The following is an 18,934-nucleotide window of genomic DNA, read 5'->3' as shown; positions in this document are numbered from 1 at the left end:
TCTCTTTATGTCTTATTTTACTATTATATCATTTTGGTAATCAAAGACAAATTTAAGGCTTTAGGAATTTTTCCTTCCCTTGACCAAAATTTTCTCATCAGCTATGGAAAGGCTTGATAGAGAGTGGCTTACAAGGAGGACTGTCTTATCCTCGGCTTCTTCTTTGATTGATTTTAGGATACTCGCTTCATTAAGAATATCAAGGTTGCTGGTTGGTTCGTCAAAAAGCATGAGGTCTGAGTCATGGAGGAAGGCTCTTGCTATGCCTATTCTCTGTCTTTCACCTGCTGATAAGGTCGAACCCAGTTCCCCTGCCCTAGTTTCATATCCGTCTGCCAGAGATGAAATAAAATCGTGGATTGAAGCTTTTTTTGCAGCCTTTATTATCTCTTCATCGCTTGCATCAAGTTTTGCAAGTCTGATATTGTCTTTTAGGCTAGTATTAAAAATATAGGTGTCTTGGGCGAGGAGACTTTGCATTTTTCTTAATCTTTTGCTAGGAATTTCCTTTATATTTTCATTATTAATAGTAATAGTTCCCTGGTCTACATCCCAAAATCTCATAAGGAGCCTTAGGAGGGTTGATTTTCCAGACCCACTTTTGCCATAAAGGCCAAAAATTTTGCCCTTATTAATTTCCAAAGAAAAGTCTTCGAGGATTTTTTCTTCGCCATAGGCAAAGGAAATATTAGATATTTTTGCAGATTCGAATGCTTCTTTTTCGTCATCACCGAGTACTTCTTCTACCATCGGATCTTCTTCCAAGAGGTCTAGAACCCTGTCCCCACTTGCAAGGGTGTGGGATAGGATGTTGCCAAGGTTTGATAGGGCAACGAAAGGACCAAAGCTTGAAAACATGGCTATAGTAGGGATAATAAAGCCCCTTAGGTCAATGATGTTGTTTTGGTAGAGCATAAGTGATAAAAAGAGCATGGCAAAGGAAAATCCTAGGATTAAACCACCAATTAGGACTTCCGAGCATGCCTTTATCTGGTCTAGGTTGTTGGCAGTTGCTCTTAGCTTTCTAGATTTTTTTCTAAGAATGAAAACTTGTCTTTCTCTTAGGTCAAATTGCTTGACCTCTTCCATATTTCTGATAGTTTCAAGGACAAAGGAGTTTAAATCTCCTGTTTTATTCCTTAGGTCAAGACCAAGACTTGAATTTTTCCTACTAATTATAAGGGGAGCTAGGATGCCAAGACTAGCGTAGGCAAAAAACGCCAAGATAGCTTGGTAGATAGAAAAGCTTCCTATGAAAATTTCCATAAAAACCAAATAGGTAATCGCTATACCAATTGGTGAAATTGTGTGAGCATAGAAAACCTCGAGGAGTTCTATGTCTGATGTGATTAGGCTTATGAGGTTGCCCTTGTCCTTGCCAGCAAGTTTTGCCGGAGCTAGACTTCTCATTTTTTTAAAGACAAGGTGTCTGATTTTCGCCAAAATTTTAAAGGCTAGGTAGTGGTTGGCGTATTGCTCAATGTAGTGGAAAATCCCCCTAAAGACTGCAAGAGCAATCATGATCTTGATTATTAATAAGGTTTTTCCGTCATTGGCATAGTTTGACAAAATTCCATAGCCTGCAAGGATGGTGACAAAACTTGCGCAAAGGTGACCGAGACTGCCGATAAAAATGGCTAGGACCATGACAGGTTTGAGTTCGCCAACTAGACCTATCATATTTTTCATGATGGCAAAGCCAGATCTTCTATTTTTCATATCCTACCCCCTTTGCATAAGAACAAAGCTCTTCTTGCTTGTCAAAAATATTTTTATAAGCCTCGCATTTTTCATATAAGTAGGCGTGGCTGCCTGAATCTTGGATTTTTCCGTTCTCTAGGAAGTAAATCCTATCGCTATTAACTAAATTTATTAGCTTGTGGGAAATAATTAAAACTGCCTTTTCTTTGGCAAGTTTTTGGATTATTTCCATTATTTGTGCCTCATTTGGCCCATCAATATTGCTGGTTGCCTCATCAAAAATATACAAGAGGCCACCTGACAAAAATGCCCTGGCAAGGACTAGCCTTTGTCTTTGACCACCAGATATATTCGAAGCATTTTCCAAAATTTCTGTATCAAGCCCATCTTCGCCCATAAAAAAGTCGTAAAGATTAACCTTCTTTAGGGCATCAAGCATTTTTTCGTCAGTAATATCCTTGCCTGCTATTTTCAAATTTTCTCTAAGACTTCCCTTGAAGAGTCTACCATCAAAATCTACATTTATTATCTTTTTGTTAAGGCTTGTTGGATCATAGGCATTTTTTTCAAGGCCGTTTATCAAAATTTTTCCTTCATAAGTAAGGCCTGGATTTTTAATTAGCTTGGCGATAGTTGACTTGCCTGACCCACTTAGACCAACAAGGCTTATTAGGTTGCCAGTTTTTATTTCAAGATCAATGCCATCAAGAATTTGCCTATCTCCATCATAGGAAAAGCCTAGCTGGTCAAAGTTAACTTGAATATTTTCTCCACCTAGAGTTTCTCCACCTAAGTTCCTATCATAGCTATCAATTAGGACCATTAATTTGTTTGAGGCCGCTATTCCATTCATGGCTATGTGAAAATATGAACCAAGGAGCCTTAGAGGAAGGAAAAATTCAGCTGCTAATAGACTGATGAAGACAAGACCAAAGATATTTATATCCCTTTGGCTAAATTCCATCAGAGCTACCCCGATGCCTGCGGCAGCTCCACCATAGGCAATAATATCCATCACAGAAGTAGAATTTAATTGCATAACCAAAACTCTCATAGTCGCTTTTCTGAATTTTTCTGCAAAACTATCCATCAAATCTTGCCTATAAGAGTCTGCTCCATAGGATTTTAATTCATTTAAGCCTTCTAAGTTTTCTAGAAAAATATCAGCCAAGCTCATGTAGGATGTCCAGTAGGAACCCAAAAGTTTCTTGGCGATTTTTTGAATTAAAATTATGGAGACCGGTATGAGTGGCAAGCAAATAAGGAGGGTAATGGCTGCATTTATACTTATGTAAGCAATTAAGGCAAAAAGTATAAGGGCAGATGTTAGTGAATAATAAAGTTGTGGAAGATATGATGTAAAATAAATCTCCAACTGGTCTACTCCCTCAACAGCCAATTGTAAAATAGCTGATGTTGGGAGCTTTTCCTCAAAGCCTATCCTATCATCCATGAGCTTTGCAAAAATAATTCTTCTCATTTTTTCCTTGATGAATTTTGTAGAAGAAAAGGAAATCCTAGTTACCATGTATTGGCAAAAAAGTTTGATAGACAAAAATAAAAGTCCATAGATGACAATTCTCACTAGGGAGATTTCTCCTATTTTTTGGCCAAAAACCTTTGACATCACTTCGCCAAAGATGCATACTATGCCTATTTGCATAAAAAGAGCTAGGTACCTAAAAAATAAATTTAGGTATAAGTATTTTTTTGATCCCTGTAGGATTGCTACAAGTTTTTTATTAACCATAAACCACCTCGTCTAATAATCTCTATTGATTTCATTTTATCATAGGAAATAGAACCACGCAATTGATTTCAGTATCAGATTTTAACCAAAGTACTTTTGAAAACTTATTAATTGGCAGGAAAAAAGAGGAGCTATACTCCTCTTTTGAATAATTTTAATATTTATTTTTGTAAGACGCTATCGTTTGGTCTATCTTCTACTGGAATATTTGTATTGTCTGCTGGAGATATGAAGATTGATGCTGCTGAGAAATCTTTAACTGCCTTTCCAGATTTTTTGATATCAACAACTGTACCAGGGCCACCAACGCAACCTCCCATACAAGCCATGCCTTCGATTAACTTGCCATTCATCTTGCCAAGTTTTGCCATTCTAGCTAGTTTCACGCAGTCAGCTAGGCCTTCTGCATTTTCCATATTTACTACTGCATCAGGGTCGATTTCGTGGATTCTCTTTTCAACAGCTTGGGCAACACCACCACTTACAGCGTAGTACCTACCAGTTTGAGAAGCATCCATAATATCGTCTTCTACTTCTATTTCAGCTGGCTCTATGCCCTTAGCAAGGAGCATACCTAAAAGTTCTTCGTAGGTAATTACAAAATCAATAACTTCTGCAACTTCTGGTTCAAGGGCTTCAAGCTTTTTAGAAATACATGGTCCGATGAAAACTACTTCGCAGTTTGGATCACGTTTTTTCATTTGCTTACCTGAATATATCATAGGTGTGGATGACTCAGAAATCTTATCGTTGATGTCAGGGAAATTTTTCCTTACCATGAGTTTCCATGAGAAGCAGCAAGATGTACCCATAAATGGTATTTTGCCTGTTGGCACAGATTCTAAGAATTCGTGTGCTTCATTCATTGTAGTAAGGTCAGCACCCAGACCTACCTCTATCATATCATCAAAGCCTAGCATTTTGACAGCTTCTCTGATTTGTTTTGGACTTACATTCGCACCAAATTGACCTACAAAAGATGGGGCTACTATAGCGTAAACTTTTCTATCTGATTGGAGAGATTTGATTAATTGATAAATTTCTCCCTTATCTGATATAGCTCCAAATGGACAGGTTATTATACACCTACCACAAGCCACGCACTTATTTTCATCGATTGATGCACGACCTAGTTCATCTGATTTAATTGCCTTTACACCGCAGCTTTCTGCACATGGTCTTTTTTGATGGTTTATAGCATTGTATGGGCAAGCTTCTACACACTTACCACATTTGATACACTTATCTTGGTCTATTTTTGCACCCTTAGATGAATAGCTTACAGCATTTTTAGGACAAACATTTACACATGGGTGACCTATACAAGCGTGGCATTGGTCTGTAACTGTGACCTTGTTTTCTGGACAAGCCTCGCAGGCGATCTTGATTACAGATACTAATGGTGGATGGTAAATTCTCCTATCAACATCCATATCAGCAAGACCAGCTGTGATTGCTTCTGTCTTATCAGCAGTTCTTGCATCTAGACCTATACACATTCTTAGTCTTTCGCCCATTACAGCTCTTTCTCTAAAGATATTTTCCCTGTAAGATGCTTCCTCACCAGGTAAAATATTATAAACTTCATTTCCTATATCTGTCAGTGGTCTATTTTCATAGGCAATCTTTGCAATTGCCTCGAAGGCCATCCTTCTAATATTTAATATATCTATGTACGATTCTTTCATTTAATACCTCAACTAACCTATTCTTATATTATTTATTAATTTCTGACTTTCTTTTATCTCTTTCAATCTTAAGTTCAGCATACATTTTTTCCATAAGAACTTCTGGTTTAGCCTTGGTTATGTACTCTTCATCTATTTTTACTATAGGTGATAATCTTTGTGAATTTTCGACTTCATCCATAACATTCTTATAAACTATTTCAATTTCTGGTGCTTGGCCTAAATTATCTACTTCATAAGCAATTTCAACGTCTTTTTTAACAAGCTCGGCAGAGTCATGTAAGTACTCATTACCATGAGCTGTGCACCTTGCGCATGAACATATAGTTACCTTCATCTTAGTCTCCTTTTTATATTCTCACTATGATTGTATCAAATATAACAAAATATTTCAATATGAATTATAGATATTCCTTAACAGGTATTTCTATAATAAAAGTAGAACCCTCTCCTAGCTTGCTTTCTATATCTAATTTAAAGCCGAGGGTATCGGCTATGTGTTTTACAATAGAAAGGCCAAGGCCAGTTGATTTAAGCTTCCTATCCCTTGATTTATCAACCACAAAAAACCTCTCAAAAACTCTTTTTATATCGTAACTTGCTATTCCTATGCCAGTGTCTTTTATAAAAATCCTAAGCGACCTATCTATAAGAATCGAAGAAATTTCGATAGACCCACCTTCCTTGTTGTATTTAATAGCATTTTCATAAATGTTTGATAAAAGGTCCACAAAAAGAGATTTGACTGTGTGAATCCTGTAGGAAGTCAAATTATTTTCCACTTTTATATTTTTTTTATCTGAATTTTGCCTAAACTTATCGATGATAATATCCATCTCTTCCTTGATATCAACGTAGGATTTTTCTATATCAAGGCCTTTTTCATCAAGTTTTGAAAGTCTAAGGATATCGTCAATTATTTCAAGGAGCCTATTTCCCTCATCAAAAATTATCTGGGCAAATTTTTTAACGTCTTCTTTTTTGGCTATCCCTGTAGCAATGAGCTCTGCATAGCCATTTATAGAGGTGAGGGGACTTTTTAGTTCGTGGGTGACATTGGCAGAAAATTCCCTTCTCATAAGCTCTGCCTTCCTTGTTTCTGAATAATCAATGATAATTACTACAAAACCCATGTTGCCATCCTCATAAATTGGGTCGATGAAAATCTTTAGGTGGTAGGAATTTACATCAAGGGCCAGGCTTTTTGATCTGGATAAAATCCTCGCTTCTCTTAAGGCGAGCTTGTATTCTTTGTCATCTATGAGCTTATCAAGCCTAACCTTCTCATCCTTATTTAAAAAAACCTTGGCCGAATCATTCATCAGTTCTACCCCACCCTTAGGATCAAATACTATAAAGCCTTCTTCCATATTTGAGGTAATATTTTTTAACTCTTTGATTTGCCTTTTTAAGATGGAAATATTTTTCTCAAGCTTGATATTTTTGTTAAGAAGCTTGCCATAAATCTTACCTACATCTTCAAAATCTTCGCCAATGTGGTTAAAATCGTAGTATTTGTCAAATTTCGAAATTTCTTTGGCATAGGTATCTAGTCTTTTGTCGATATAAAAGTGAGATGATGCCAACAAAATCATTAGAATAGCCCAAAATAAAAGACAGAGTTTGTATTGGTTTGTATAAAAACTAACAACCACAGCAAGGACGGTCGCTATGGTTGTTGTAATAATTAATGATTTTTTAGTTAACTTTTTCATATCTCTCCAAATTTATAACCAAGGTTTCTTACGGTTGAAATGTAGGAGCCTACATCCTTTAGCTTGGATCTGAGGCTTGCTATATGAACATCAACAGTCCTGGTCTCACCTTGGTAGTCATAGCCCCAGATTTTTAGAAGGAAATCTTCCCTGGTGATGACATTTCCCATATTGTTCATAAATAAAAATAACATCTCAAATTCCTTGTAGGTAAGGTCGATTTTTTCTCCATTAACCTTCACAGTTCGTTTTTTGGTATTAATGCTTAGATTTTTGTAGGTGAGATGGTCACAATCAGCCTTATTTACTCGACGCAAGATAGCCTTGACCCTTGATAGAAGTTCTAGGATAGAAAATGGTTTGGTTATATAATCATCAGCCCCACTTTCAAGGCCCAAAACCTTGTCAAATTCATCAGTTTTTGCCGTAAGAATTATAACAGGTATATCAGAAAATTCCCTAAGCTCTTTTAGGATTGTGACTCCGTCATTTTCTGGAAGCATGAGGTCTAGAAGCAAAAGTTCGCAGGGATTCTCCCTAATTTCCTTTACTATAGACCTACCATCCTCAAAGGATTTTACTTGATAGCCTTTTTCAGTAAGAGCATAGGATACTAGATTTCTAATTGCCCCATCATCTTCAACTACGTATATCATTATAACCTCGTTGCTAAGTCTGCCACCCTGGCAAGCCTGTCGCCAAGCCTTTCAAAGTATTTAAAAAGTAAAATTTTATTCGATAATTCTACTGCACTTATCTTGTCATTTTTATTTTCGTCTGCCGCAAAATTAATGGCATCCATAAATAAGTCGTTATTAATTTGGTCTTTCTCGATTGTGGCAAGGGCTAGGTCCTTATTATTGGACACAAAGGCCCCTATGCCATCTTCTAGCATATTTTTTTCATTTTTGATGAAATTTTTAAGAAAATCTATTTCTTTTTCAGAAAGCCAATAGGATTTTAAGATTTCTGCTGCTGAATTTAGGTGACTTGCTATTCTTTTGAAGGTTGAGGCAAGTTTTATTTCCATTTGCAAGAGCCTAAGATCTTTGGCCACAGGTTGTTGGAGTGCCAAGAGTTCAAAGCAAAAGCTCTCTATTCCAGATGCTGCTCTTCTGATGTCGTCATAGAGTTCTATGACATGATCTAAATTTTCATCGTTTTTATTGTCAAGATAAAGGTCAATCCTATCATAGGAAATAAGGATTAATTGGCTTACTTCCCTGGTCATATCCTTGATTGATCCCAAATCACTATTAAACCTAGTCCTCATTATCCAAACCTTCCTGTAATATAATCTTCAGTCCTTTTATCAGCTGGGTCTTCAAAAATCTTTTTGGTTTCATCCATCTCTATTACCTCTCCTGTTAGGAAGAAGGCTGTTTGGTCTGATATCCTTGCTGCCTGCTGCATGTTGTGGGTTACAATTACTATGGTGTATTTTTCCTTTAACTCATCCATCAAGTCTTCTATGGCAGATGTGGATATTGGGTCAAGGGCGCTTGTAGGCTCATCCATTAGGATTATTTCAGGATTTACCGAAAGGGTTCTAGCTATACAAATCCTCTGTTGCTGGCCACCGGAGAATGATAGGGCGTTTTGGTCAAGTTTATCCTTAACTTCATCCCAAATTGCAGCGGCCTTTAGAGAATTTTCTACAATCCCATCTAAGGTGTCCTTATCCTTAATACCTGAAAGCTTTGGCCCATAGGTTATATTGTCATAAACGGACTTGGAGAAGGGGTTTGGTGCTTGAAAGACCATGCCGACATTACGACGTAAGCTTACAAGGTCCACGTCTTTTTTATAAATGTCAGCTCCATCTATTTCTATTAAACCTTCTATCCTACACGAATCAACAAGGTCGTTCATCCTATTAAAACATTTGAGAGTTGTAGACTTACCACAACCAGAGGGTCCTATAAAGGCTGTAACCTTACCCTTTTTGATATCCATATTTATTTTTTTAAGGGCCTTAAAATCTCCATACCATAAATCTAAATCTTTGACTAAGATGGCTGTGCCCTTATCTTCAACATTTCTTTGAGCTATTATTGATTTGTTTTTCTTATTTATTTGCTGGGCCTTTTTATAGATGTCATCTACTAAAGGTCCCTTATCTTTTACTTTTTCCATTATCGCTCCTAAGCTTTTACAATTTTTTTACTAATCTTTGCTGAAACGAAGTTTATTACGACAACAAAGACTAGGAGGAGGACTGCTGTGGCGTAGGCTTCCTTAACGTGGAAACCTTCTGACGAAATGACGTACATGTGAACTGCCATAGTCCTTGCTGACTTAAATAAGCCCTTTGGTATATCAGTGTTTGATCCCATAGTGAAAATTAGGGCGGCTGATTCACCTACAATCCTACCTGTTGATAAGAATATTCCTCCTAGAATTCCGTCCATGGCATCTGGTATGATGACCTTAAAGATAGTTTGGATTTTTGTGGCCCCAAGGGCAAGAGAGGCGTGAGCCTGAAGGGGATTTACAGTCAAAATTGCCTCCTCAGTTGTCCTTATTATGGTCGGAAGAACCATGATTGCCACTGTCAAACATCCTGCTAGGATGGAATACTTCATTCCTAAGCCGTAGCCTTTTGCTGATACAAAAAACAAGTAACCAAAAAGACCGTAAACTATAGAGGGAATTGATGATAAGATTTCAGTTGAAAACCTAACGGACTTGATAAGAAACTTATTTTTTGCGTAGTTTGAAAGATAGATTGCAGTAAAAATTCCTATAGGAAGGGCAATTATCAAAGTCAATCCTATAGTCACCAAAGTTGTTATTAGAGCAGGCATGAGGGAAACATTGTCTGTGGTATATTTCATTTCAAATAAGGATGGGCTGATATTTGGTATGCCCTTTATTAAAATATAGGAAATAATAATCCCAGCCATGGCATAGCCAAGAAATGTTAGACCTATTATTAAAGCCTTATAAATTTTACTCATAAAAATCTCCTATAATCTTTCTTCACTTTTAGATCTTATAATATTAAATCCAACATTAATTATTAGGATAAATATAAATAAAACCATGCCTGTGGCGATTAGGGCTTGTCTATGAGTCCCTGATGCATATCCCATTTCTAGGACGATATTGGTTGTTAGGGTCCTGGCTCCTTTTAAGATTGAACTTGGCATTACAGGTTGATTACCTATAACTAGGTAAACTGCCATGGTTTCACCAATGGCCCTACCGATGGCAAGGATTATTGATGAAAATATCCCAGATCTAGCATAAGGCACTAAGATTTTTCTGATAGTTTCTTCCTTGGTTGCCCCAAGGGCGAGAGACCCTGTCATGAAAGTCTTAGGCACTTGCCTTAGGGAGTTTTCTGAAATATTTACCATGGTTGGCAAAATCATAAAAGCTAGGAGGATAGATGCACTTAGCATATTCATACCTGATTTAGCCTTAAAAATATCTTTTATTAGGGGCACAAGGACCATCATAGCAAAAAATCCATATACAACTGATGGTATAGCTGCCATAAGGTTCATCAGAGCCTTAAGAGGTTTGTAGGATTTTTTTGCATAATAGGCCATAAATATTGAAATTGCAAGACCGAATGGAAGTGCTATTATGGTTGATAAGCTGGTTACTATTAAAGAACCTATAATCATTGGATAAATTCCAAATCTCGGATTGCCTGCAGTCGGTTTCCAAACCTTGCCGGTTATGAATTTTAAAAGTCCGTATTCATTTACAAACTTAAGACCTTCAGAAAATATGAAGTAGATTATAAGAAGTATCAAAAATACGGACATTACTGCAGACAAGAGGAAAATTGTTTCGCCAATTTTTTCTCTTATCTTTCCCATTTTACTTTCCTAGTTCGCTTGTATTTCTAAGCTCGCCCTTAAAGATTTGTTTAAGTTCATCCATTGTAAGGTCTTCTACCTTGCTTGATGGATTTACTACTACTGCGATACCGTCTGTTGCGATTACTTCTACGGCAAGTTTATCTTTTTCTTCATCTTTTAGCTCTCTAGAGGCCATTGCTATATCAGCTGCTCCGTCGATTACTGCTTCTATACCTGCAGATGAACCTGTTGATTGTATTTCAATCTTACTATCTGGGTTAAGCTCTTGGTATTTTTCTGCCATTTTTTGCATAAGTGGGGTTACAGATGTAGAACCAGCTACTGTAAGGGTACCAGATACTTTCGCTGGTTCATATTTCTCTGTATCCTTTAGGGGAACATAGCCTTCTTCTAGGGTAAGGGCTTGAGCTTGTTCTGATAGACAGAATTTTAAAAAGTCTTTAGCTAGGTCGTTTATTTTGTCTTCCTTATAAGCTAGGTTAAATGGTCTTGAAATTTTGTAGGTGCCATTTACTATATTTTCTTCTGTGGCTTCTACACCTTCGACTTTTACTGCTTTTACAGTATCATTTAGGGAGCCAAGTGAAATATAGCCGATGGCTTCTTTATCTTGGCTTACTGTTTGCATAACACCGTTAGTTGAGTTTTGGACAATGGCTTCCTGGGTTGTCATATCTTCCTTAGAGCCATCAACTTCTTCTTCAAGGCCAACAAGTTCTATAAAGGCACCCCTTGTACCCGAACCTTCTTCACGAGATACAACTGAGAAATCATAATCTTCTTGATTTGCTGTTTCGGTTGATTGTTCTTTTTCTGCTGGTGCCTGTTCTGTTTGAGTTTCTCCTGGTTTTTCTTCTGCCTTTTGATCCTTACCACATCCAGCAAGGATAAGTCCAAGTGAAAGTGTTGCTGCTAGTATTTTCTTATTAGTTATTTTCATTATTATCTCCTTAAGTTTTTTAACTTAAGTCTATAATACTAGGTCATTATTCGAAAGGTTTTAAATCTTTGTAAAACTTATGTAAAATAAAGCAAAAAAAGGCGAGGGTTTCCTCGCCTAAAAATCATTATTTTTTCAATCTCTAAAGACTTATTCTGCAACAGCTTCTTGTCTCTTATCTGCTTCTGTTTCTGGAATTACTACGTTCATCAAAATTGATGTAATAGCTGCAAGGACTACTGGAGAAACTCCGATGGCATTTTTAAGAGCTTCTGGCATAAAGTTTACTCCTGCTCCTTCTGCTGTTGTAACTATGGTTGTAAAACCAAAACCAATGGCAATAGCAATACCTACTATGGAAGTATTTCTAACTGTGAGAGGTTGCTCGGTTATCATCCTAATTCCGTTCATAGTGATGGCTGCAAATACTGAAAGAGTTGCACCACCTACTACTGGGGCTGGGATGGTTGTTAGTAGTGAAGATATTTTTGGCATAAAACCTGCCACAAGGATAATTAAACCTGCTTGGAAAAATACCCTCCTATTGATAACCTTATTTACTGAAACAATACCTGCATTTTGTGAAAATGTAGCTGTTGGAAGACATCCAATGAAGGAGCCAATCACATTTGCTACACCAAAGCCAACTATACCACCCCTAAGCTCGTCATCGGTAGGGTTTCTGTCCATACCACCGATTGTAGTTGATGACATATCGCCAATACCTTCTATACAGGTAACCATAAAGATGATTACAAAAGAAATTATAGCAGATGGGTCAAATTTTATGCCAAAGTGGAGTGGGGCTGCAACAGATATCCAGCCTGCTTCCTTAACAGGTGTTAAATCAATCATTCCAAAGAAATAAGCGATAATATAGCCAACAACCATGGCAAATAAAACTGAAGCAAGTTTGCTAATACCCTTACCAAAATGATTTAAACCAACATTTACAAGAAGGGTAATAATGCCAACAAGCCAATATTGCCACGCTCCCCAGCCAGGAGCTGTTACTGATCCTGCTCCACCCATGTTAGTAATTGCAACAGGATAAAGAGTAAGACCTATGGCTAAAACTACAGTTCCTGAAACAAGTGGTGGGAAAAATGGGGTTATGTATTTAAGGGCAAGACCAAATACTATAGAAACTATAGCACCAATAAGTTGGCTACCTAAAACAACTGCTACAATCCCAGCAGGGCCTGCCGATTCAAATTGACTACAAAGGGCAATCATGGTTGGCACATAAGCAAAGGATACACCGTAAATCATTGGTAGCCTGCTACCTAAAATACCTATTGGATAAAGCATTATAAAGGAAGTGAGGGCAGAGCCAATGAGTGCCATTTGAACGATAATAATACTATCTGCATGACTTAGTCCTGCTCCTTGAGCAAAAATCAAAGCTGGTGCTACACAACCTGCAATCATAGCGATTACGTGTTGAAGCGCTAGAGGGAAGGCCTCTTTGAAGGAAACTTTGCCTTCAAATTGAAACAATTCTTTAAATTTACTTTCCATTATCTCTCCTATTTTTATTTGGATAAAGAAAAAGTCACCCTCAGGTGACAAAATTATTCACTTATCCTAGTTCCGGACTAGAAATGGCTTTGATAATTAAATATAAATTAGCTTAATTCTTAACCATTTCAGAATAAGTTATACAAGAAAAATTATCTTAGTCAAGTAAGACTAGAAACAAAAATAAAAGTTAGTTTTGGATAAATTTTTTTAGTTAAATTGATTTTTATTTTTAAATAATGGTAGTAAAATAGAAGAATAGTGAAAGATAGAATAGGGAGAATAAGCAAATGAAATTAGTAATACCAGAAGATTACAAGTCAACTGAGGACCTTTATAGGACCCAAGTATTGATAAAAGAAATAAAAGATTATTTTCAAATAAACCTAGCTAATAACTTGAATTTGAAAAGAGTCTCTGCCCCACTTTTTGTATCAAAAAAATCAGGTCTTAACGACAACCTAAATGGTGTAGAAAAACCTGTTTCTTTTAACCTCCCTGAGGCTGATAATGAAGAGATGGAAATCGTCCATTCTCTCGCCAAATGGAAAAGATACGCCCTTATGAAATACAAATTCAAAGTCCATGAAGGTCTTTATACCGACATGAACGCCATAAGAGCATGCGAAGAGCCAGACAATACTCATTCATTTTATGTAGACCAATGGGATTGGGAAAAAATAATAAATAAGGACGATAGGAACGAAACCTACCTTAAACAAACTGTAGAAACTATCTACAGGACTATGAAGAGTCTTGACGAATATCTTTGCGGCCTTATTCCTACAAGAAGCAAACTTCTAACAGATCAAATTAGATTTATTACAAGTCAAGAGCTTCTTGATATGTATCCTGACAAAGATGCCAAAGAAAGAGAAAGACTAGCCGTAAAAGAATTCGGTTCAATATTCCTATTACAAATAGGCGATCTCTTATCAAATGGTCAAAAACACGATGGTAGATCCCCAGACTACGATGACTGGCATTTAAATGGAGATATAATTGTCTACAACCCAGTTCTTGACGATGCCCTAGAGCTTTCTTCTATGGGTATTAGGGTTAATAGCGAAAGACTTAACGAGCAATTGAAACAATCTGGCAACCTCGATAGGCTAAAATATGACTACCACAGGATGCTGCTTGATGATTTGCTCCCACAAACCATAGGTGGTGGTATCGGCCAATCAAGGCTATGTATGTTCTTTTTACAAAAATCTCACATCGGCGAAGTCCAAGTATCTTATTGGCCAGACGACCAAAGAAGACTCCTAGCCAACAAGGGTATCCAACTCTTATAGAAAAAAGACCTTGATGATAAAAAATCATTCAAGGTCTTTTATTATTTTTCTATAGATAAAATTAATAACATCTTAAATTTTGTAATTGCACTTACATTATGGATTACATTTGCTGGGAAAACTAATTGTTCACCAGCTTCAATCTCTACTTCCTTATCTCCAACAAGGAGCTTTGCCTTTCCCTCAAGTGCCATTACAAGAGCATCTCCAGGAGCTTTGTGAGCTTTAAGACCCTCTCCCGCATCAAAAGCCATCATTACCACCCTAAAATCATCTTTTGAAACAAGGTCAATATTGGCTATGGCTCCGTCAATATAATCCAAATAGTCAACTAATTTTATTTTTTGTCCCTTATCAATATTTTTCATCTCTTCCTCCTTTAAATTGATTCCTATTTCTAAAAAAATACTTTCCTTATCTGTCTCAATACCAAAAAGCCTATTTTTTTCGAAAAATATTAATTCGTTATTAACAAGTTTTTCATTATTAAAGTTAATTTCGCCTTTTAGAACAAGGTATATCCTCTCTTGGCCATAAAATTCTGGGGAAATACTTGTATTTTGGCCAAGACTCATAAGCAAGATATGAAAATCTTCCAAATCTATAAGTTTCTTGCTTATAGTTTGGTTTTCTCTTGTAGGTATCATCTCTTCTGCCTTTAAGATTATTCCCTTACTAATATTTTTCATTTTAATCTCCTACTATACTAATCGGAATGATTGTATTATAGTCTTTTTCATCATTTTTTATTTTTTCGAGTATAACTTCTACCCCAAATGCTTCTCTTATATTTTCCTTAGAGATAATATCTGATGTTTTACCAATTTTATACCTTGCATCTTTCATTAAAAGCAAACACTTATCTGCTATTTCAAGAGCGTGGGCTGGATAATGGGTATTTATGATAACGCTAATATTTTCTTTTTTGGATAGGTTTTTGATTAAGGAAATTATTTTAAGTTGATTTTTAAAATCAAGGCCACTTTCTGGTTCATCTAATATAATTAGGCTTGGGTCTGAAATCAAAGCCCTGGCTATAAGAACCATCTGGAGCTCTCCCCCACTCATTACAGAGCAAGACTTATCCTTAAGCTTCTCTATAGCTAAGCTTTTCATAATATTATTTGCTTTCTCATAATCTCTTTCACCTGGTTTTGCAAAAGGTCCAAGCTTGCTAGCAAGACCTAGAACTACCATATCTATACCAGAATATTCAAAAGAAAATGACCTTTTTTGTGGAACGTATGATATATTAGACCATAATTCCCTTCGGCTAAAGCTTGCAATATCCTTGCCGTCCAAATAACTTTTACCAATTTTCCATTTTTCAAAATCACATATGCATCTTATGAGGCTTGTCTTTCCAACTCCATTGGGTCCTAAAATCGATAAAACCTCTCCTTGGTCGAGGCTAAATGATAAATTTTTAAATAATACATGATTTTTATCATAATAAAATCCTGCATCTTTGACTTCTAATTTAATTGAAACCACCCCCAGTTTTCCTAATTAGGCTTATAAAAATTGGAGCGCCTATAATTGCTGTAAGGACTGAAATAGGTAATTCTATTACAGAAACTGTCCTTGATAAGGCTTCTATTAATACCATCAGACTTGCTCCTAAAGATATACTAAAGGGTAGGGTGTGGGTGTTGTTTGCTCCCACCATCATCCTTGCCATGTGGGGAATTATCAAACCAATCCAACCAACTTGGCCACACATTGATATGGATGATGCAGTTATAAGTGTAGAAGCAAATATAAAAATGAGTCGAGTTTTTCTGACATCTACTCCTAAACTTTTTGCTTCATCTTCTGATAGGCTCATAATATTTAACCTAAATATCAAAAGCCTTATTAAAATAATTCCAAAAATTATTAAGGGTGCTGATAAGATCAAGTTTTTGTAAGATGATCTTGCAAAGGAACCCATGAGCCAATAGCTAATTGCTGGCAACTTGTCTGTTGGATCTGCTGTGTATTTTAATAAGGATGCAAGGGCATTTGATAAAGAAGAAACTACCAGACCTGCTAAGATAAGCATTATTGTTGATGACCTAGTCCTAGTCTTGCCAATGTATAGGGTAAAGACAACTCCAACCAATCCAAAAACTAAAGCAAATAATTGAATAGATAGGGTTGAAAGTGATAGGAGTATGCCGATTATAGCTCCAAGGCTTGCAGCTGAGCTAACGCCTAAAATATCTGGAGTTGCCAAGGGGTTTGAAAAAACCCCTTGAAAGGCAAGACCAGCTGTGGCAAGACCCGCTCCTACTACAAGACCAGTAATAATTCTTGGTAATCTTACATTTATTATCACTGATTCAAGCATGGGATCAAAGTCTCTACCAGATAAATAAGCGCCAAAAAAATCTATAATCTGCCCTAGGCTAAGTGGCATCCTACCTATGGCAAGTGCCAAAATGCTTATCAATATGGGTAGACTTATAAGTATTAGATATGAGCTTAATTTTATTTTTTTATCTTTGATAAAGATTTCTTTAATCATATATCAAACATATCCTTAATTTGTTCATCATTTAATTCGTATCCATACCATTTTTGATAATAATCTTTAATCATAGACTTAAGATCATAGTCCTTAAATTCTTCAGGATAGGTTGATTTTGCAAGCCAAGCTAGGACAAGTGGTCCGTCTGGATTTGGTGTAAACCAGTTCCACATACCAAGCTTTGTGTTATAAACTTTTTTATCCTTAACTGCTTTCATATTTGAGAAATCAATACCTTCTACTGAATTTGCATATACATCTTTTGTTTTGATATCAAGAAGACCTGGTCCATCAAGATAAAGTATATCTGGATTCCATTGGTAAATTTGCTCTACAGGAACTTTAGCAAAGCCCTTTGCCTCACCAGCTAGGTTTTTCACACCAATTCTCTTTAGCCAAAAATCTCCAAAAACTCCCTTACCGGCTACAATTGGCACACCTTGAGCATATTTCCACAAGATCATACCACTTGGTTTTTTATTATCATCTATTTTTGCGATTCTGTCTTCAACATCTTTTACAATTTCTTGACCAGCTTTTATAAAGTCATCTGTCTTTCCGCTTTCGCCAAATACATCTTCTAAAAGTTTTAACCACTGGGTGTATCTCTCAATTGGGTCAGCAGGACCGTTGGTGCCAACTGTAGCAAAACCAACGCATGGTATGCCAGTTTTAGATAAGGCTTCGTAGTGTTCCTTATTTGAAGCATTGTAGAAAATAACATCTGGTTTAAGTTTCATTATTTCCTCAATATTAATGTCAGATTGAGCTTGAACCGTATTTTGGCTATCAAGAAGCTCTGGTGCTATGTCCTTTAAAACTGTATTTGAAATTACTTCTTTAAGTGAGCCCGCATAACCTACGATATATGGAGCCTTTCCATGGTGGTAAGCCATATAGGTAGATAAAATTGGAATCTGATCTATTACTATTCTTTCAATTTTTTCTGGAACTTCAACTTTATTGCCTGCATGGTCTGTTATTGTCCTTGTTTTTTTACTTTCATCCTTGCTTTCTTCAGGCTTTTCTTCTTTCTTATCTGCCTTTGTATCTTCTTTTCTTTATTTTCGTTTTGAACTACTTCCTTGCTTTCTGACTTATCTTCAGTTTTTGCCTTGCCACAAGCTGTCATGCTTGTTAAAGCAAAGGCTTGTAAGCATAAAATCAATAATATTTTTTTAATATTTTTCATCTAATCATCCTTTTTACTCGCTAAAACTATATATGAATCGCTTGAATTTTTAGACCTTTCTAGCATTTTTGTAAACCTATCCCTATTTTCTTCTGCATAAGCATTTCTATAAAAATTTGCAGCACCAATTGGTCCCTCATCTTTTATGATTGTATCCCTATCTAAGATAATCATTTTGCCAGTCCTTTGTGAAAAAGGTCTAAAAGAATTTTCTATAAACAGCTTGTTCCAATTTTCTGCGGTTAGAGGATAAAAATTCATATTTCTAAGTTTCGAAAGTTGCCTTCTTATATCTTCGCTTTCATTTTCTACTGCCAGATCATGAGTTAGTAAATACCCACCCTTTTTTAAGACCCTATGATAATTTTTAAGAGCCTTTGCTTTTTCTTCATTTGTTAGCAAGGCGAGCATGGCCTCATTAATTATTAAATCAAATGTTTCATCCTCAAAATCTAAGTTTAAGGCATCCATATTCATAACTTCAATTTCTTTTTCTAAGCCTAAAAGTTTTATATTCTCTAAGGCTTGGTCTATGGCAACTTGGTCATTATCTATGCCTATTATCTTGCATTTATATTTAGTATAAATTCTTATAAGATTATCACCTCTATTACAAGCGACTTCCAAAACCTTTGTATCTTTATCAATTTGGATCTGATCTAATAGCCAATCAGTCATAAGGCCACCTCCTGGCCTTAGTCTTGTCCTGCCAAGCATCTTCAAAAAATCATGTCCAAAAACAATTTTATTTTTTTCCATTTTATCTTCCTCCTTGATAATA

Annotated in this window: 19 protein-coding genes; 1 reads left to right on the top strand and 18 read right to left on the bottom strand. The window is 36.2% G+C overall.

What is annotated here, in order from left to right; all coding sequences use genetic code 11:
• Nucleotides 1–60: 60 nt before the first annotated feature.
• The 12 genes from HMPREF1630_RS05695 to HMPREF1630_RS05640 form a co-directional block, all read right to left on the bottom strand.
• Nucleotides 61–1,719 carry an amino acid ABC transporter ATP-binding/permease protein gene (locus HMPREF1630_RS05695; RefSeq protein ID WP_037327928.1) on the bottom strand — a complete coding sequence of 553 codons (1,659 nt, stop codon included), beginning with the start codon at nucleotides 1,717–1,719 and terminating at the stop codon, nucleotides 61–63.
• Nucleotides 1,709–3,451 (bottom strand): ABC transporter ATP-binding protein/permease, encoded by a 1,743-nt coding sequence (locus HMPREF1630_RS05690; protein WP_037327926.1) that lies wholly within the window; start codon nucleotides 3,449–3,451, stop codon nucleotides 1,709–1,711. Before HMPREF1630_RS05690 ends, HMPREF1630_RS05695 begins: the two co-directional genes overlap by 11 nt.
• A gap of 161 nt (nucleotides 3,452–3,612) precedes the next feature.
• Complete coding sequence (locus tag HMPREF1630_RS05685) at nucleotides 3,613–5,139, bottom strand: 4Fe-4S dicluster domain-containing protein (RefSeq protein WP_037327924.1); 1,527 nt, start codon at nucleotides 5,137–5,139, stop codon at nucleotides 3,613–3,615.
• Between the two features lie 28 nt (nucleotides 5,140–5,167).
• Nucleotides 5,168–5,476 carry a hypothetical protein gene (locus tag HMPREF1630_RS05680; RefSeq protein ID WP_004826591.1) on the bottom strand — a complete coding sequence of 103 codons (309 nt, stop codon included), beginning with the start codon at nucleotides 5,474–5,476 and terminating at the stop codon, nucleotides 5,168–5,170.
• A 64-nt stretch (nucleotides 5,477–5,540) separates the two neighbouring features.
• A complete protein-coding gene (locus tag HMPREF1630_RS05675) occupies nucleotides 5,541–6,854 on the bottom strand; it encodes a sensor histidine kinase (RefSeq protein ID WP_037327923.1) in 1,314 nt (437 codons plus the stop codon).
• A complete protein-coding gene (locus HMPREF1630_RS05670) occupies nucleotides 6,851–7,510 on the bottom strand; it encodes a response regulator transcription factor (RefSeq protein ID WP_037327921.1) in 660 nt (219 codons plus the stop codon). The genes HMPREF1630_RS05675 and HMPREF1630_RS05670 overlap by 4 nt, the downstream gene beginning before the upstream one ends.
• Nucleotides 7,510–8,127, bottom strand: a complete 618-nt coding sequence (locus tag HMPREF1630_RS05665) for a PhoU domain-containing protein (protein WP_037327920.1) — start codon at nucleotides 8,125–8,127, stop codon at nucleotides 7,510–7,512. Before HMPREF1630_RS05665 ends, HMPREF1630_RS05670 begins: the two co-directional genes overlap by 1 nt.
• The gene (gene pstB / locus HMPREF1630_RS05660; protein ID WP_004826601.1) at nucleotides 8,127–8,990 is read right to left on the bottom strand and encodes a phosphate ABC transporter ATP-binding protein PstB; all 864 of its coding nucleotides are present in this window, start codon (nucleotides 8,988–8,990) and stop codon (nucleotides 8,127–8,129) included. The genes HMPREF1630_RS05665 and pstB overlap by 1 nt, the downstream gene beginning before the upstream one ends.
• Before the next feature lie 8 nt (nucleotides 8,991–8,998).
• Nucleotides 8,999–9,814, bottom strand: coding sequence for a phosphate ABC transporter permease PstA (gene pstA / locus HMPREF1630_RS05655; RefSeq protein WP_037327910.1), 816 nt, complete (start codon nucleotides 9,812–9,814; stop codon nucleotides 8,999–9,001).
• 9 nt (nucleotides 9,815–9,823) lie between these two features.
• The gene (pstC, locus tag HMPREF1630_RS05650) at nucleotides 9,824–10,687 is read right to left on the bottom strand and encodes a phosphate ABC transporter permease subunit PstC (RefSeq protein ID WP_037327908.1); all 864 of its coding nucleotides are present in this window, start codon (nucleotides 10,685–10,687) and stop codon (nucleotides 9,824–9,826) included.
• Between the two features lies 1 nt (nucleotide 10,688).
• Nucleotides 10,689–11,630 carry a substrate-binding domain-containing protein gene (locus tag HMPREF1630_RS05645; protein WP_037327905.1) on the bottom strand — a complete coding sequence of 314 codons (942 nt, stop codon included), beginning with the start codon at nucleotides 11,628–11,630 and terminating at the stop codon, nucleotides 10,689–10,691.
• Between the two features lie 150 nt (nucleotides 11,631–11,780).
• Nucleotides 11,781–13,151, bottom strand: a complete 1,371-nt coding sequence (locus tag HMPREF1630_RS05640) for a uracil-xanthine permease family protein (RefSeq protein ID WP_037327902.1) — start codon at nucleotides 13,149–13,151, stop codon at nucleotides 11,781–11,783.
• 290 nt (nucleotides 13,152–13,441) lie between these two features.
• Between HMPREF1630_RS05640 and asnA the strand changes: the two genes are divergently transcribed.
• Entirely contained in the window at nucleotides 13,442–14,449 is a 1,008-nt protein-coding gene (gene asnA / locus HMPREF1630_RS05635; RefSeq protein ID WP_037327899.1) for an aspartate--ammonia ligase, read from the top strand.
• A gap of 41 nt (nucleotides 14,450–14,490) precedes the next feature.
• On the opposite strand, the gene HMPREF1630_RS05630 is transcribed toward asnA, so the two are convergent.
• From HMPREF1630_RS05630 to HMPREF1630_RS05610, 6 genes are all read right to left on the bottom strand, one after another.
• Entirely contained in the window at nucleotides 14,491–15,138 is a 648-nt protein-coding gene (locus HMPREF1630_RS05630; protein WP_037327896.1) for a cupin domain-containing protein, read from the bottom strand.
• Nucleotide 15,139: 1 nt separating this feature from the next.
• Nucleotides 15,140–15,943, bottom strand: coding sequence for an ABC transporter ATP-binding protein (locus tag HMPREF1630_RS05625; RefSeq protein ID WP_004826616.1), 804 nt, complete (start codon nucleotides 15,941–15,943; stop codon nucleotides 15,140–15,142).
• On the bottom strand, nucleotides 15,930–16,958 hold the full coding sequence (locus tag HMPREF1630_RS05620) for a FecCD family ABC transporter permease (protein WP_037327890.1): 1,029 nt from the start codon (nucleotides 16,956–16,958) through the stop codon (nucleotides 15,930–15,932). Before HMPREF1630_RS05620 ends, HMPREF1630_RS05625 begins: the two co-directional genes overlap by 14 nt.
• Nucleotides 16,955–17,857: an ABC transporter substrate-binding protein gene (locus tag HMPREF1630_RS05615; protein WP_231549516.1), complete on the bottom strand. Its 903-nt coding sequence runs from the start codon at nucleotides 17,855–17,857 to the stop codon at nucleotides 16,955–16,957. The genes HMPREF1630_RS05620 and HMPREF1630_RS05615 overlap by 4 nt, the downstream gene beginning before the upstream one ends.
• An 83-nt stretch (nucleotides 17,858–17,940) precedes the next feature.
• Nucleotides 17,941–18,153 (bottom strand): hypothetical protein, encoded by a 213-nt coding sequence (locus HMPREF1630_RS09635; protein WP_231549515.1) that lies wholly within the window; start codon nucleotides 18,151–18,153, stop codon nucleotides 17,941–17,943.
• Nucleotides 18,154–18,912 carry a class I SAM-dependent methyltransferase gene (locus HMPREF1630_RS05610; RefSeq protein WP_037327889.1) on the bottom strand — a complete coding sequence of 253 codons (759 nt, stop codon included), beginning with the start codon at nucleotides 18,910–18,912 and terminating at the stop codon, nucleotides 18,154–18,156. It abuts the gene before it with no gap.
• Nucleotides 18,913–18,934: the final 22 nt, after the last annotated feature.

This window comes from Anaerococcus lactolyticus S7-1-13, assembly GCF_000758765.1.
GTDB classification, from domain to species: Bacteria; Bacillota; Clostridia; order Tissierellales; family Peptoniphilaceae; genus Anaerococcus; species Anaerococcus lactolyticus.
Note: the sequence above shows the minus strand (reverse complement) of the source record. Positions and strands in the feature narration are given on the sequence as shown.

Coding starts and splice junctions, on each gene's coding strand:
- HMPREF1630_RS05695 (WP_037327928.1), bottom strand. CDS start 1,719: ATGAAAAATAGAAGATCTGGCTTTGCCATCATGAAAAATATGATAGGT.
- HMPREF1630_RS05690 (WP_037327926.1), bottom strand. CDS start 3,451: ATGGTTAATAAAAAACTTGTAGCAATCCTACAGGGATCAAAAAAATAC.
- HMPREF1630_RS05685 (WP_037327924.1), bottom strand. CDS start 5,139: ATGAAAGAATCGTACATAGATATATTAAATATTAGAAGGATGGCCTTC.
- HMPREF1630_RS05680 (WP_004826591.1), bottom strand. CDS start 5,476: ATGAAGGTAACTATATGTTCATGCGCAAGGTGCACAGCTCATGGTAAT.
- HMPREF1630_RS05675 (WP_037327923.1), bottom strand. CDS start 6,854: ATGAAAAAGTTAACTAAAAAATCATTAATTATTACAACAACCATAGCG.
- HMPREF1630_RS05670 (WP_037327921.1), bottom strand. CDS start 7,510: ATGATATACGTAGTTGAAGATGATGGGGCAATTAGAAATCTAGTATCC.
- HMPREF1630_RS05665 (WP_037327920.1), bottom strand. CDS start 8,127: ATGAGGACTAGGTTTAATAGTGATTTGGGATCAATCAAGGATATGACC.
- pstB (WP_004826601.1), bottom strand. CDS start 8,990: ATGGAAAAAGTAAAAGATAAGGGACCTTTAGTAGATGACATCTATAAA.
- pstA (WP_037327910.1), bottom strand. CDS start 9,814: ATGAGTAAAATTTATAAGGCTTTAATAATAGGTCTAACATTTCTTGGC.
- pstC (WP_037327908.1), bottom strand. CDS start 10,687: ATGGGAAAGATAAGAGAAAAAATTGGCGAAACAATTTTCCTCTTGTCT.
- HMPREF1630_RS05645 (WP_037327905.1), bottom strand. CDS start 11,630: ATGAAAATAACTAATAAGAAAATACTAGCAGCAACACTTTCACTTGGA.
- HMPREF1630_RS05640 (WP_037327902.1), bottom strand. CDS start 13,151: ATGGAAAGTAAATTTAAAGAATTGTTTCAATTTGAAGGCAAAGTTTCC.
- asnA (WP_037327899.1), top strand. CDS start 13,442: ATGAAATTAGTAATACCAGAAGATTACAAGTCAACTGAGGACCTTTAT.
- HMPREF1630_RS05630 (WP_037327896.1), bottom strand. CDS start 15,138: ATGAAAAATATTAGTAAGGGAATAATCTTAAAGGCAGAAGAGATGATA.
- HMPREF1630_RS05620 (WP_037327890.1), bottom strand. CDS start 16,958: ATGATTAAAGAAATCTTTATCAAAGATAAAAAAATAAAATTAAGCTCA.
- HMPREF1630_RS05615 (WP_231549516.1), bottom strand. CDS start 17,857: ATGGCTTACCACCATGGAAAGGCTCCATATATCGTAGGTTATGCGGGC.
- HMPREF1630_RS09635 (WP_231549515.1), bottom strand. CDS start 18,153: ATGAAAAATATTAAAAAAATATTATTGATTTTATGCTTACAAGCCTTT.
- HMPREF1630_RS05610 (WP_037327889.1), bottom strand. CDS start 18,912: ATGGAAAAAAATAAAATTGTTTTTGGACATGATTTTTTGAAGATGCTT.